Here is a 13,708-nt window from a genome sequence, read left to right as displayed (position 1 = left end):
TCAGCTTCCTTTTGAAGATGTTTCCACCTATATTATTTTAAAACCTTAATCAAATCATGTCTATTGTTTTTTATGAAAATCTGTCTTATAAAATTCTTCACGCCACCAACATCGCCTTTCTTTGCCACAGTTGGAATGATCCGTTCTCTCGAGACTTTCAGCTTTTCCGATATGTATTCGATTGTCTCTTCCGGACTGTCCACCTTATCAAACTTGTTGGCTGAAACCACCACCTCAATCCCCACATCCCGCAGAAAATCGGCCATTTCAACATCAATGGGGATGTAACCTCTCCGGTCCCACCGCTCCACAATTTCCACAAAGGACCCCGAATCAATAACTATTATTCCTGCAGCAATCCTTTCTGCATAATCTTCGATGTATCTCACGATGAAATCCTTCACCCGTTCATTGAATTTTCTGCTGACACCCTTCACATACCCGAAACCAGGCAGGTCCGTGGCGAGAAAGTCCCTGTAATGGTAGAAATTGGGTGCAATTGTTGTTCCAGGCTTTTTACCCTTCCTCACATTCACGCCAAAAAGTTGAGAAAAAAGGGTCGATTTTCCCACATTTGATCGTCCGGTGAAAATTATCTCCAGATTAACCCGGCCAGAGTCCATAGTATGCATTCATTATTATTGCAAGGATACCCACAGCCAGTCCAAAGGCGACAACGGCCCTGGGGCTTACCTTGAACTGAGTCTTCTCTTCCTCAAAATACCTCATGATTCCAGCAGATGACATCAATGGTGGCGCTTTTTCCTTCTTTGCCATGAGGAAGTGTATTATACCGGATGTATTTTAATTTTGCTATGTATAAAGTCCTCGACCTCACGAGCGGTGAAACCGGACTTCTCATTAAAGACAGGTGCTGGAGGTTCGAGGTTTCGGATGTCACTCCAGACCGCATCCTGTTTCCATCATTCTTTAACGCTCACACCCACATAGCAGATTCGGTCGTGGAAGCTCCAAAAATGAGCGTGCATGAGCTTGTGGGTCCAGGTGGCTACAAATTTTCGGTTCTGAGAGAGTCAGGAGAGGAGAGAATTATTGAGGGCATGAGGAAGTCCATAGACCTGATAGAGAAAACCTCTGCAACATCCCTCGAATTCAGGGAGGGTGGCACTGACGGGTACGAACTCTACCTGAAAGCAGATCAGGAAAAAAGACTCATAGCCCTTTCAAGACCGTCAAACGTGGAGGAAGCAGAAGCACTATCCAAAGTATCTCCGGGATTCAATTTCAGCAGCACGAGAGATGCGGATTCAGAGCTTCTGGAATACTGCAGAAAGCTTTCCAGAAGGAGAGGACTGATCTTCGCAATCCATGCTGGAGAGGTCGACAGCAAGGACGTGGAGGACGCAATAACGCTCGAACCGGATTTTCTGATACACATGAACATGGCAGGCCGGAGTCTGCTGAAAAAAGCGTTGGATGAGGGGATAAAAATCGTAACGTGCTTCAGATCCAACGCATTCTTCGACGTGTTCAGTGTTGAAACCTACAGAACGCTTTCAGAATATGAAAACTGGCACATAGGCACGGACAACGTCATGATAGCCACGCCCTCAATGCTCGATGAACTCAAATTCGCAAGCAATTTCATTGAGGCTGATAAACTCTTCAGCGCCGCTACGAGAAATCCATTCTACGAGAGCTACACGGTGGCCAGGTTGGATAGGTTTCCGAATCTGAAAAATCCTGTAATCTCAGTGGTAAAAAGACTCGAAAGCTGCGATATTGAATGCATAATAAGAGAAAAAATTTATTTCAGCTGAGTTCACAGGTTTTCTCCGCTGTAAATTCCAGAATAACCCTCAGTCCTGTTGTCGAGTCTGAAAAACACGAGCTGAACTATTCTGGCGTTTCTCTTCAAATATATCCCGCTTTCATTGTACACAACAAGACCGACCTCGCTCCTCCCAATGTATCCTGCATCCCATACAGCTGTAAGCACATTTGCTCCGGCCCTTATCAGACTCGATCTCGGCCTTGCAAGTGCCATCATGTCCTCAGGAATTCTAACCACTTCGTTGAGATAAACCCTGTAATACCCCTTTTCAAGAAAGACCCAGTCGTTTTCGAATTCAATTTCCTCAACTTCAGGCAAAACCCTCTCAGAGTTGTCAAAATCTATTTTTGCAGTTCCGGAGATTCTCGCAACCTTCCTCATCGTGCAGTCAAAACCGTTTGGCTGAAGCTGAGTATCAAGGTCAATGTAATCAGCAACCAGCTCCTTTTCCAGAATGAGGCTCCTAATTTCCTTTTTTGAAAGGGCAGTCATGATGGGTGAAACATGACCCGATTTAATAAATTTAACCGGCAGCCCCAAAAATTCAGATTTTTATCCTCCGTCCCATATTCGTGAAGTCGATGTAGTATGTATCCACCCTATCGAAATTACCAGTATTTCTGGCAACATGAACGGCTATAATGTGAGCGCATGGTTTAAGACCCTTCAAATTTAGCTGGAAGTCCCTGCATGTGCAGAATTCATCATCCACTATGTATTCCTCATTGCCCACAACAACAAAAAAATCACGATATTTTTTGACCCTCTCTTCCTTAACATAGAAAAATGCCTTATCGCCCCTTTTCCCAAAATTATCGATCAAAAACCTGTAAAGAGAAAAATCAAGTTTATCGAATTTTTTGAGTTCTCTGATCTTATTCCACATCGTCTTCTATCTCGCTCTTATCAATCTCGGAGAGGACATTTATCGTATTTATTGCGTCAACTGCATCCAGCCAGCCCACCACGATGAGGTCCTCATCCGGAATCTCTATATCCTCCGGAAACTCCTCGCCAGCGAGAACTTTTGCCGCAATTTTAACGACACTCTCAAACGCCCCCTCAATATCGCCCTCATGTTCTTTCTTAAACGCCTCATTTAAAAGCTTATCAAAGCTCTTTTTGCTAACTTTCCCCTCAATAACGAGCTTGAGAGCCTCAAGAACTATTTTCATCTGTTCCTTGGTGATTTCAAAAAGCTCTCCCTTCAGCTCATCACCGAAGTCGAACGATTTTTCAAGAACCTTCTCACTTTCGTTAATGAGTGCAATGGCTTCTTTTTTGGTTATTTCTCTCGCCTTAATGCTTCTCATCAGGTTCCGGCAGGCGATAATGTAGTCTTCGAGCATTCTGTCGAATACATCAATTCCCTTACCGGTTTCAATGTCGATTTCCTCTGAGTTTATCCTCTCCAGCCAGTTTGCGAGTCTCTCTTTACTGTAGAACATCAGAAACACCAACACTTCGATTGGTTATAAGTCTTTTGATGGAGATAAAAAATAACGCAGAAATTGGTCAAGCTCAGAGACAGATGTATGTCGCATCCAGTATGCCATCAAGCTTTTCCATTTCTTCGAGAACTTCGTCGGATGGCGGGTCATCCACGAGGAGCAGCATCAGCTGTATTCCGCCCGGCTTGTTCCCATGCCTGCCGACGATCATTCCGGCAATGTTTATGCCGTTCCTCCCAAACAGAGTTCCAACCCTGCCGATGACTCCAGGTTTGTCCTCGTGCAGGGATATAATGTAATGGCCTTCAGGCACAAAATCCACCTTGTACTTGTCGATCCTTATAACCCTGTAATCATCCCTGCCAAAGCTCGTTCCGGCAATGTATATCGAACCATTTCGTCCCAGAACCTCCATCTCAATTATGCTCTCGTAGCTATCTGTTCTCTCTATCTTGCTTTCCTCCACCTCTATGCCCCTTTCCTTGGCGATGGGCGGTGCGGAGACCAGATTGATGTTCGGGCCCAGAATGTATTCCAGAAGACCCTTGAGTACTGCCCTCGACAGGTAAGACGTATCTTTTTCGGCGAGCTTTCCTCGATAGGTTATCTTGACCCTCTCAAAGTTGCCCGAAAGCCTTGCTGCAGCTATCTTGCCCATCTTCTCGGCAAGCTTGAGATATGGCATGAGAAATTCGAAATCTTCCGGGCTAAGGGACGGAAGATTTACCGCATTTTTGACAGGATAGCCATGAAGCATATTCACAATATCCTCTGCAATGATCATTCCCACAATCTCCTGAGCTTCCTTTGTTGATGCACCAATATGGGGCGTGGTTACAACGTTATCGAAGGTGAAAAGCTCACTGTCGAAGTCAGGAGGTTCGGTTTCATAAACATCAAGTGCTGCTGCATAGATTTTGCCACTCTTAAGGGCATTTATGAGTGCCTTTTCGTTAATGATACCTCCCCTCGCACAGTTGATGACTATGACTCCTTCCTTCATTTTTTCGAATTCTTCTTCACCAATCAGGTTTTCAGTCTCCTTGGTCTTGGGAACGTGGACAGTGATGATGTCGGCATTCCTGACAAGCTCGTCCAGATCGACAACCTTAACACCAACCTCTCTCGCTCTCGCCTCGGAGATGTAGGGGTCGTAGGCTATCACATTCATCTCAAAGGCCCTTGCCCTCTTGGCAACCTCGTATCCAATTCTTCCAAGTCCGATTATACCGATCGTTTTGCCTCTCAGCTCCTTACCAACGAATTTCTTCCTCTCCCATCTTCCCTCTTTCACGCTTTTATCCGCCTGTGGAATTTTTCTCGCAGCAGCGAGTATCATGCCGATCGTGAGTTCTGCAGTGGAAACCGTGTTTCCTCCAGGAGCATTAACCACCACAATTCCCTTCTGGGTGGCATAGCTCACATCTATGTTGTCAACACCAACTCCAGCCCTCCCAATTATCTTCAGCTTCTTCGCCTTATCAATTATCCTTGCCGTAACCTTTGGAGAGCTCCTGACAACAAGGGCATCATAATTCTCAATAATCCTTTCAAGCTCTTCCTCATCGAGTCCCGGCATTACATCAACTTCGAGACCTTCCTTTTCCATCCTTTCAATGGCGTGGCTGTCTATGTTGCTTGCTATCAGAACTCTCATCAAAATCAGCAGAATTCGGCTTAATATAAACTTTATTGAACACGGTTTCGAGTAATATTGTCTGAAATAATAATTGAAAAATAAAAGTCCGGCTAACTGTCGGAAGTTATCAGCTCGCCGGTCCTGACCCTGACTGATTTCTCCACCGGGATCACGAATATCCTGCCATCTCCGTACTTGCCAGTTCTTGCATTTTTGCAGATTATTTCAATAACTTTGTCCACGTCCTTATCATCAACCACGATCTCCAGCTTTATCTTCTGCAGGAGGTCTACGTCTATCGTGGTGCCTCTGTACTGAAGCTTTATTCCCTTCTGCTCTCCTCTGCCCTTCACCTCCGTCACAGTCATCCCAATGTAGCCCTTTTCCGCCAGTGCATCCTCCACGGCCTCAAACCTTTCAGGCCTTATGATCGCAACAACCATCTTCATGCATAACCCACCTCACCGTGCTGGGATATGTCCAGGCCCACGTACTCTTCCTCAAGCTCAACCCTAAGTGGCACCACGTAATCAACCGCCTTTGCGATGGCAAAGGTTACCATGAACGCATATACTGCAGTTACAGCAACAGCGAGCAACTGGGTCAGGAGCAGATCAAATCCCCCGTGAAGAAGGCCAGCATATCCTGAAATGGCCGGATTTGCGAATATGCCTACCGCAATGCTTCCCATGGCACCTCCAACACCGTGAACTGCCCAGGCATCGAGGCTCTCGTCAATCCCCTTCTTGATTCTGAATTCCAGTGCCATGAAGCATATAACTCCTGCCAGTATTCCTATCACTATCGCCCCGGGAATGTCAACGAATCCCGCAGCCGGTGTTATTGATGCAAGTCCTGCTATAACACCCGTTATTATCCCAAGGCTTCCCGGTTTTCCATTCATCCAGCTCAGGATCATCCAGGTCAGTCCTGCAAAGCATGAGGCGATGAATGTTACAGTTATGGCATTCACGGCTATTCTGTCAGCAAGCAGGGCGCTGCCTCCATTGAAGCCAAACCACCCAAACCACAGCAACGATCCCCCAATAAGCGTTAACGGGATGCTGTGTGGTTCAATTGGATGTTCCCCGTAGCCGTATCTTTTACCAACTGCAAATGCCAGAGCCAAAGCTCCGAACCCTGAGCTCACGTGGACCACAATACCGCCCGCAAAATCCAGCGCTCCAATGCCTGCAAGCCATCCATTTCCCCACAGCCAGTGGGCAAACGGGATGTAAACGAGAGTGAGCCAGAGAACCCCGAAGAGAACGAATGCTGAAAACCTGATTCTCTCAGCAATGGCTGAAGTTATGATAGCTAGCGTAACTCCCGCAAACATCATCTGAAACATCATGAACAGCATTTCAGGTATTGCATCGCTGCCATCCAGGCTCACATTTGCCAGCAGTATTTTGGATAGATCCCCAATGAACCCGCCGACATCACCCGAAAACGCAAGAGAGTAGCCGTACAGCACCCAGATTACCCCAGCCAGGATTGCAGAGACTATGCTCAGAGAGATCATTGAGACTACATTTTTCTTTCGCACCATTCCGGCATAGAATAACCCCACTCCAGGAATCATCAGCATTACAAGTGCTGTAGATGTCAGTATCCACGCCACATCCCCACTGTTCATGATCCGGGAAACAGGATAGCGTATTTAAAGTTATTTAGTAAATTTTCTTAAAACTTCATAAAACATGAGTGAATAGTCCAAAAAACTAAAAAAATTTTAAATTATCTTCCATTCAAAATTTAAATCTGAACCGGCTATCAAGTTTTATGCAATTCGGCCAGATAAGTAAATAATCTTTAGCGTATTGTCCGTTTAATCAAAAATTTTTTAAGTTCACGGGAAAATGGCAGAATTATGAAGAATCCGCCCAGAATATCCATAGCACTTGATGACGAAACTTACAGCATATTCAACGAGCTTAAAGAGTCATTCAGCAGTGCAAGTGAGTTCTTTAGAGAATTGCTCAAATTTTACCGGGAATTCAGCTTTCTCGAAGATTATGATCCGTTCAAAATCAAAACCTACGTGGAAATGCTCTCCGAAGGGGAGCATGTAATACTCGATATCGACCACTTGGTGGCATTCCTCAGATTCATCAAAAATCACCCGGATAGCGACGAATTCTGGAGAGTGCATGAAAACGTCTCAAAAGCCCATGCAGACGAGTTCAGGGGTAAAGACGTGAACTTCATCCTGAAAAGACTCGAAACCTGTAACTTTTTCAGACTGAACGTTAAAGAGGGGGAGTACACATTAGTTACCGGCAACGAGGAGGTGAAAGAGTTCACGAAAAAATTCCTCGAGGGTGTTTTTGAGGGCATGGGGCTGAAGTTTGAAATAAAAGAGGAATTTGCAAAGCTCAGAATAAAAACAGAAAAAAATTGATGTCAGGACTGTTCCATTTTCTTAACTTCCTGGTCCCTGAGCACCCTTCTAAGGACCTTGCCGACTGCTGATTTCGGAAGTTCGTCGACGAACTCAATTATTCTGGGGACCTTGTAGGCTGCGAGCTTCTGCCTGCAGAACTGCTCGATGTCCTTTTCTGTGACCTTATCTCTGTGTTCGGGTCTCAGGACGATGAACGCCTTTACTGTTTCTCCCCTGTATTTGTCTGGCACTCCTACAACCGCAGCCTCCAGTACGGCAGGGTGTTCGTAGAGGACTTCTTCAACCTCTCTTGGATAGATGTTGTATCCTCCGGCTATGATTACGTCCTTCTTTCTGTCAACTATGTAGAAGTAACCGTCCTCGTCCATCTTCGCCATGTCTCCTGTCAAAAGCCATCCGCTGACCAGGGTTTTTCTCGTCTCTTCCTCCATCTTGTAGTAGCCCTTCATCACCTGTGGGCCGTAGATGGCGAGCTCGCCAATCTCGCCCACAGGAAGGACTTTTCCTTCCTCGTCTATGACGAGGGCGTATGTATCTGGGAACGGAATTCCAATGCTCCCTTCTTTGTTCAAACCATAAAACGGATTTCCGTGTGTTACGGGGCTTGTCTCGCTCAACCCGTAGCCCTCAATGAGTTTGGAACCTGTCTCTTTTTCGAACGATCTCTTCAGCTCAACCGGGAGGGGTGCAGCCCCGCTTATGCAGGCCTTAAGGGAGCTGAGATCGTACTTTTTGAGGTCCGGATAATTCAGAATTGCGTTGAACAGTGTTGGCACCCCACAGAATATTGAAACCCGGTATTTATCGATGGCCTGAATCACCCTCTTGATGTCTCTCGGATCTGGAACCAGAATCATCGGAGCCCCAACAGCCACTGGGGCGTTCATGCTCGTTGTCATGCCAAAAACATGGAAGTATGGAAGCGCACCAAGGAATACGTCCCCCTCTCCCTTGCCGGGAATCCATTCGATCGTCTGATAGACGTTCGCAACGAGGTTGTAATGTGTGAGCATGGCAGCTTTCGGAAAGCCTGTGGTTCCACCGGTGTACTGATGCACTGCGATGTCCTCTTTTGGATTTACCTCAGGCCTTTCTTTAAGCTCTTCACTGGCCAGTGCAGCCTTCCATTCATGAATACCCGTCTCAGCAGGCACCTTGACCTTCTTTTTCTTGAACCGGTACAGAAAGCTCAGCGGAAACGGCAAGTAATCCTCAACCTTCGCAAGAATTATGTGATCCACCAGCCCGTCTCTCTTCAGAGGATAGACATTGTCGAAGATCTGGTCGAGAATTATAGCCACCCTCGCCTCACTGTTGCTGGCGATGTGCTTGAATTCCCGTTCAGTGTAGATTGGATTCGCCTGAACGACGATGCCCCCTGCCTTGAGCACTGCATAGTATGAAACGACATACTGGGGAATGTTTGGCATTGCAAGTATCACACCATCGCCCTTCTTGATTCCAAGGGATTTCAGATAGTTCGCAAGCCTGTTCGAAAGCGCATCAAGTTCCCTGTAGGCGATCTCCTTGCCAAAAAATACAATCGCCGTGTTTTCAGGTTTTGTTCTTGCAGTATCTTCAAGGAGCCTGAAAAGCGGGATTTCTGGATATTCAAGACTCGGCCTCACCCATTCATCATAATGTTTCAGCCATACTCTGTTAATTTCCTCTATTTTAACCTCTCCAAGGTGTTTTCCCTCAACACCAATAATGTTTTCCACATCCATACCACAATTACGTGATTAATAATTTAAAATTTACCATGCAGGTTAATTTTTATAGCCATTCGGGAGCAGATCAGACTGTGAGGATATACATAGAGACTTACGGATGCACAACGAATCAGGCGGACTCGGATCTGATCAGAGGGATCCTGTCAGAAAAATACGAAATCGTGGATACCGATGCCAAAGCAGACATCGTTGTAGTGAACACCTGCGGGGTGATAGGTTACACTGAGAGAAAGATCATCAGAAGAATCACCGAGCTAAAAAGATCGGGAAAAAGAGTGATCTCAACCGGATGTCTTGCCAGAATTTCAAGAAAGAGGATGCTTGAAATTTCGGATGCGATTGTAAGCCCAGACAACATTCACGTGATCGGTAAAGCGGTTGAGGATGTCATATCTGGAAAAAAAGCCGAAATTTTGAAGGTATCCAACACTGACAAATCAGAACTCTGCAAATTTAAGAGAAGGCTAAATGAGAATGCCATCGCCATTGTGTCCATTTCTGAGGGCTGTCTCGGGAGCTGCAGCTACTGCGCAACAAAAATCGCCAGGGGCAGATTGAGGAGCTTTTCCCCCGACAGTATAGTCAGAGAGATCGAAATCGCCCTCAAATCCGGTTTCAGAGAAATACAGCTCACATCCCAGGACACGGGAGCGTATGGTATTGACAAAAACACAAATCTTGCCGGGCTTTTGAAGAAAATTTCCGGCCTTGACGGAGACTTCAGGGTTAGAGTGGGGATGATGAATCCCCAGCACGCAAGAATGATTCTTGACGAGCTTATCAACGCTTATTCATCAGAAAAGATCTACAAGTTCCTGCACATTCCTGTGCAGAGTGGGGACAACAGAGTCCTCGAGGACATGAGGAGGGGACATACTGTCGAGGATTACGAGGAAGTTATTTCGGAGTTCAGGAGGAATTTTGACGATGTTGTTATCTCGACAGACATAATAGTGGGCTTTCCAACAGAAACCGAAGAATCTTTCTGGAAAAGCTATGAGCTGATTAAAAGGACAAAACCGGACATCGTGAACATAACGAGATTTTCACCAAGGAAAGGAACTCCCGCATCAAAGCTCAGAGATATCCCGGATTGGATTAAAAAGGAAAGAAGCAGAAAGCTTACAGAGCTTACGAGAGAGATCGGCCTTGAGAACAACATCAAATTCATCGGAAAAAAGGAAAGAGTCCTTGTAACAAAGGAGGGTAAAAATGGAACACTGCTTTCAAGAACTGATTCGTACCGCCCGGTAATACTGGACAGTGGAAAAATAGGAGAGTTCAAAAATGTGAAAATAGTCGAAGCAAAGTTCAACTACCTCCACGGTCAGCCCCTGTCAGAAAGCTGACGACCACAAAAATCAGTGCCGAGAGGGGCAGAGCTATAACCATTGGATCCAGAACCGTCCACGGAAATCCCGCAAGGGCTTCCCTTCCAAACAGCATTTTTGCTATTCCCAGAGCTGAGGATTCCTTTATGTGGAAGAAAGCGATGTAAATCATTGAAACCACAAATCCAGAAATTATGCTTGCCTCCGCTCCCGTTTTCGTTGCTCTGTTCCAGTAAAGTCCGCCAATGTATGCTGGCATGAACGACGAAGCGCAGAGAGCGAAAAACATGGCTGTCCCCCTCGCTATGACTCCGGGAGGCAGAACGTATGCGAGAAATATGCTGAAAAGTATTCCTGCTGCGATTGCAAATCTTGTTATGAAAACCGTCCTTTCAGCATGCCTTCCTCCAAGAAATCCGGCCTGAAAAACGTCCCTTCCCAAAGCCGAGCCTATGGTGTGGAACTGGCTGCTCAGCGTTGACATCGCTGCAGCGAGCAGAGTTACGAGAAACACCGCCACAAACCAGTCAGGCATGAAGGCATTGATGAATGCGGGAATTACCTTGTCAACGTTTCCGCCCGCGACAGCAATAGACGGCATGCCAGCAGTTTCAATGAAGTAGGCATTGCTGAGAGCCCCCACAATGAATGCCGTGCCTACCGTGAAGAATATGAAAATCGAGCCAACCGGTACTGCCCTGTCAAGGTCCCTGTCGCTTGCAACCGTCATAAACCTGACGGCAAGCTGTGGCTGAGCAAGAACACCAATTCCCACAGCGAGGATCAGAGAGGTCACGAGAGTTATCCACGCCTCACTGCCGAATTTTGGAAACACTGTCCACCCCACATATCCGTCGATCTTACCTGCAAACGTTTTAATCGCAATGTCGTTCAGACCTGTCAGCGTTTCGTGTGCAGGCACAACTCCACCAAACCACGCATAGGCCGAAACCAGAAGCAAAATCATACTTGCAAGCATTATAAGTCCCTGAAATGCATCAGTATAGAGAACCGCGATAATTCCACCATAGACGACGTAAACTGCTATCACAAGAGACATTATGAGCAGTGCAACGTTGTAATCAACGTTTAAAGACACCTCAATGAACCTTGCCGCTCCGATGAGAACCACTCCCGCATAGAGAGGCATGAAGAGAAAAACAACAATTCCGGCGAATACCTGAATGAACCTCGAACCGTACATCCTTCCAAGAAGCTCCGGAAAGGTGAGTGCATTCAGCTCAAGACCCTTTCTCCGCACTCTTTTACCTATAACTGCATACGCTATGACTATTCCGACAAATATATTCATGAATGTCAGCCAGAGAAGAGGAAAGCCAAAAATGCTCGCTATGCCTCCAAACCCAACAATGGCAGAGGTTGAGATAAACGCCGCTCCGTAGGACAATGCCATGACCGCAGGATGTATCTTCCTGCCAGCAACCAGGTAATCTTCCGAGCTTTTTGTTGTTCTGAATCCGTAATACCCGAGATACCCTGTTACGAGTAGATACACCACGACAATAAAAATCAAAAACGCCGTATTCACCAGATCACCTCCTCAAAAGACCGTACAGTATCCCTCCAATCACACTCAGCAGAGTTAGAACGTATCCCGCTGCCGTCCACGCATCTCCAAACCCCAGCATTCCATCACCTTGTCAGTTTGTTACAGTGCGACATAGTATCAAATATATAAAACTTTCTGAATTTCCGGGAAATATTGTGGCATCAACATAAAAAATAGCAAAATTTTTAAATGAAAATTGTTCAATAATTAATAATGAACGAATGCCCCGTTTGCGGTAACGAACTTGAGATGACGACGGAAGAGCAGAATGGGACAAAAAGGACCTCAAAAAAGTGCCATAAATGCGGTTTTGAGTCTGTTGAGTATGATATAAAGGAATCAGAGTGATTCAGGGTCGTTTCCAAGCACAACTGTCCACCACCACCTGGCCATGTCCATCAGATCTCTGCTGAACATTCCCGAAAGCCTGTATTCTCCATTCCTTATTGCTATCATTCCCGCACCGAGCAGTTTATTTCTCATGGAATAAAAGGAAGACCTGTTCATTTCAAGCATTTTCATCGTCTCCTCCCACTCATCAACCCTCAGCGGGTTTCCGGATTTCTGTCTCTCTTCAACAAGAGTTACAAATTTTATTGCCTTTAATGCTACTTCCTCCTTCCTGAAAACCCTCCTCATTAGTTCGAGAAACGGATTTTTTGACTGAGTAATCCTTGCACTTGCAGTACTCCTGACAATAATTGACGTTGCTGTTCTGGGGGCCTCGCTGACTTTCATGTTCTAATTTCTCCATAAAGATTTTAAAAAGCTTTGATGCAGTGGTGTCAGAATGATAATTGCTCTGCCAAATAAAGGGAGGCTCAGGGAACCAGCAGTCGAACTGCTGAAATCTGCCGGGATAAAGGTAGAAGCAGATACAAGGAGACTCGTTGCGAGTACGAACAGAGAGGACATCTCTGTTCTCTTCGTCAGGGCGAAGGATATTCCAGAATACGTGTACAAAAATGCCGCACAGGTGGGCATAACCGGGCTTGATATGGTGGAGGAAACAGGAGTCGATGTTGAGGTGCTACTCAGGCTCGGTTTCGGCCGGGCGAAGATAGTGGTTGCAATCCCTCAAAATTCCGAAATCAGCAGCATACATGATCTTAGCGGAAGATCAATTGCCACTGAATTCAGAAAAATCGCAGAACGCTTTCTGGAAAATCACGGAATTGATGCCGAAATAGTTGAGGTGAGCGGAGCATGCGAAATCGCCCCGGCTATGGGTATTGCAGACGCAATTATCGACCTGACATCAACAGGAGAGACACTCCGGCTGAACAACCTGAGGGTCATTCACGAGATACTTGAAACTGAAGCCGTTTTAATAGCCAACAGAAGTTATGTCGACGACTTCAATGTTCAGGCCCTTAAAACTGCCATTGAGAGTGTTCTGAACGCAAGGGGAATGGTGTACCTCATGATGAACGTTCCCGAAGAGATGCTTGAAGATGTGAAAAGTGTCGCACCGGGATTGAAAGGGCCAACCGTGATGAAGGTCGAATCCAACGGCATGGTTGCAGTTCATGTTGTGATCCATGAGAGCGAACTTTTTGAAGTTGTGCAGAAACTCAAAAAAGCTGGAGCGAGAGACATTCTCGTAATTCCTGTCCAGAGACTTATCTTTTAATCACAAATCGCTGCAGGAGATCACGATACCGCAACCATTTACTGGTACTGGCAAAAAACACATATTCCTGGCTGGAATCGGCCGAACCTTTTTGGAGGGTATTTCCTCTTCCGAGATTTCGAAAACTATTTAACTTGCCGTATTGTGCA

Annotated in this window: 17 protein-coding genes; 5 read left to right on the top strand and 12 right to left on the bottom strand. The window is 46.0% G+C overall.

Annotated elements, in window-relative coordinates:
• Nucleotides 1-32: 32 nt before the first annotated feature.
• Both engB and LPQ35_RS09160 read right to left on the bottom strand, forming a co-directional pair.
• Nucleotides 33-623, bottom strand: a complete 591-nt coding sequence (gene engB / locus LPQ35_RS09165; RefSeq protein ID WP_193807532.1) for a GTP-binding protein EngB — start codon at nt 621-623, stop codon at nt 33-35.
• Complete coding sequence (locus LPQ35_RS09160; RefSeq protein ID WP_193807533.1) at nt 604-777, bottom strand: preprotein translocase subunit Sec61beta; 174 nt, start codon at nt 775-777, stop codon at nt 604-606. Before LPQ35_RS09160 ends, engB begins: the two co-directional genes overlap by 20 nt.
• A gap of 38 nt (nt 778-815) precedes the next feature.
• On the opposite strand from LPQ35_RS09160, the gene LPQ35_RS09155 reads away from it, so the two are divergent.
• Nucleotides 816-1,781: an amidohydrolase family protein gene (locus tag LPQ35_RS09155; protein ID WP_193807535.1), complete on the top strand. Its 966-nt coding sequence runs from the start codon at nt 816-818 to the stop codon at nt 1,779-1,781.
• A gap of 2 nt (nt 1,782-1,783) precedes the next feature.
• Here the strand turns inward: LPQ35_RS09155 and LPQ35_RS09150 are convergent, their stop codons facing one another.
• The 6 genes from LPQ35_RS09150 to LPQ35_RS09125 all read right to left on the bottom strand — a co-directional run bounded on the left by LPQ35_RS09150 (nt 1,784) and on the right by LPQ35_RS09125 (nt 6,524).
• Nucleotides 1,784-2,287: a deoxyuridine 5'-triphosphate nucleotidohydrolase gene (locus LPQ35_RS09150; protein ID WP_193807536.1), complete on the bottom strand. Its 504-nt coding sequence runs from the start codon at nt 2,285-2,287 to the stop codon at nt 1,784-1,786.
• A gap of 52 nt (nt 2,288-2,339) precedes the next feature.
• Nucleotides 2,340-2,681 carry an SWIM zinc finger family protein gene (locus tag LPQ35_RS09145; protein ID WP_193807537.1) on the bottom strand — a complete coding sequence of 114 codons (342 nt, stop codon included), beginning with the start codon at nt 2,679-2,681 and terminating at the stop codon, nt 2,340-2,342.
• The gene (locus LPQ35_RS09140; RefSeq protein WP_346297629.1) at nt 2,671-3,243 is read right to left on the bottom strand and encodes a DUF2150 family protein; all 573 of its coding nucleotides are present in this window, start codon (nt 3,241-3,243) and stop codon (nt 2,671-2,673) included. Before LPQ35_RS09140 ends, LPQ35_RS09145 begins: the two co-directional genes overlap by 11 nt.
• A gap of 73 nt (nt 3,244-3,316) precedes the next feature.
• Complete coding sequence (gene serA, locus LPQ35_RS09135) at nt 3,317-4,903, bottom strand: phosphoglycerate dehydrogenase (RefSeq protein ID WP_193807538.1); 1,587 nt, start codon at nt 4,901-4,903, stop codon at nt 3,317-3,319.
• A 92-nt stretch (nt 4,904-4,995) separates the two neighbouring features.
• Complete coding sequence (locus tag LPQ35_RS09130; protein ID WP_193807539.1) at nt 4,996-5,334, bottom strand: P-II family nitrogen regulator; 339 nt, start codon at nt 5,332-5,334, stop codon at nt 4,996-4,998.
• Nucleotides 5,331-6,524: an ammonium transporter gene (locus LPQ35_RS09125; RefSeq protein ID WP_193807541.1), complete on the bottom strand. Its 1,194-nt coding sequence runs from the start codon at nt 6,522-6,524 to the stop codon at nt 5,331-5,333. The genes LPQ35_RS09130 and LPQ35_RS09125 overlap by 4 nt, the downstream gene beginning before the upstream one ends.
• Before the next feature lie 234 nt (nt 6,525-6,758).
• On the opposite strand from LPQ35_RS09125, the gene LPQ35_RS09120 reads away from it, so the two are divergent.
• Nucleotides 6,759-7,289 (top strand): CopG family transcriptional regulator, encoded by a 531-nt coding sequence (locus tag LPQ35_RS09120; protein WP_193807542.1) that lies wholly within the window; start codon nt 6,759-6,761, stop codon nt 7,287-7,289.
• Between the two features lie 2 nt (nt 7,290-7,291).
• Here LPQ35_RS09120 and LPQ35_RS09115 read toward each other — a convergent pair whose 3' ends face one another.
• Nucleotides 7,292-9,019, bottom strand: a complete 1,728-nt coding sequence (locus tag LPQ35_RS09115) for a long-chain fatty acid--CoA ligase (protein ID WP_346297628.1) — start codon at nt 9,017-9,019, stop codon at nt 7,292-7,294.
• 77 nt (nt 9,020-9,096) lie between these two features.
• Between LPQ35_RS09115 and LPQ35_RS09110 the strand changes: the two genes are divergently transcribed.
• Complete coding sequence (locus LPQ35_RS09110) at nt 9,097-10,374, top strand: tRNA (N(6)-L-threonylcarbamoyladenosine(37)-C(2))-methylthiotransferase (RefSeq protein ID WP_193808601.1); 1,278 nt, start codon at nt 9,097-9,099, stop codon at nt 10,372-10,374.
• Here LPQ35_RS09110 and LPQ35_RS09105 read toward each other — a convergent pair.
• Entirely contained in the window at nt 10,337-11,905 is a 1,569-nt protein-coding gene (locus LPQ35_RS09105) for a sodium:solute symporter family protein (RefSeq protein ID WP_346297627.1), read from the bottom strand. The two genes, LPQ35_RS09110 and LPQ35_RS09105, sit on opposite strands and share 38 nt — an antisense overlap.
• Before the next feature lie 4 nt (nt 11,906-11,909).
• The gene (locus LPQ35_RS09100; RefSeq protein WP_346297626.1) at nt 11,910-12,005 is read right to left on the bottom strand and encodes a symporter small accessory protein; all 96 of its coding nucleotides are present in this window, start codon (nt 12,003-12,005) and stop codon (nt 11,910-11,912) included.
• A gap of 134 nt (nt 12,006-12,139) precedes the next feature.
• Here LPQ35_RS09100 and LPQ35_RS09095 point away from each other — a divergent pair, with 134 nt between their 5' ends.
• A complete protein-coding gene (locus tag LPQ35_RS09095; protein ID WP_346297625.1) occupies nt 12,140-12,274 on the top strand; it encodes a hypothetical protein in 135 nt (44 codons plus the stop codon).
• Here the strand turns inward: LPQ35_RS09095 and LPQ35_RS09090 are convergent.
• Nucleotides 12,266-12,664, bottom strand: a complete 399-nt coding sequence (locus LPQ35_RS09090; RefSeq protein ID WP_193808602.1) for a hypothetical protein — start codon at nt 12,662-12,664, stop codon at nt 12,266-12,268. The two genes, LPQ35_RS09095 and LPQ35_RS09090, sit on opposite strands and share 9 nt — an antisense overlap.
• 52 nt (nt 12,665-12,716) lie before the next feature.
• On the opposite strand from LPQ35_RS09090, the gene hisG reads away from it, so the two are divergent.
• Nucleotides 12,717-13,559, top strand: coding sequence for an ATP phosphoribosyltransferase (hisG, locus tag LPQ35_RS09085; protein ID WP_193808603.1), 843 nt, complete (start codon nt 12,717-12,719; stop codon nt 13,557-13,559).
• Nucleotides 13,560-13,708 lie beyond the last annotated feature (149 nt).

Source organism: Geoglobus acetivorans (assembly GCF_039641995.1).
GTDB lineage: Archaea > Halobacteriota > Archaeoglobi > Archaeoglobales > Archaeoglobaceae > Geoglobus > Geoglobus acetivorans.
The sequence above is the reverse complement of the archived record's forward strand: the minus strand, read 5'-3'. Positions and strand labels throughout refer to the sequence as shown.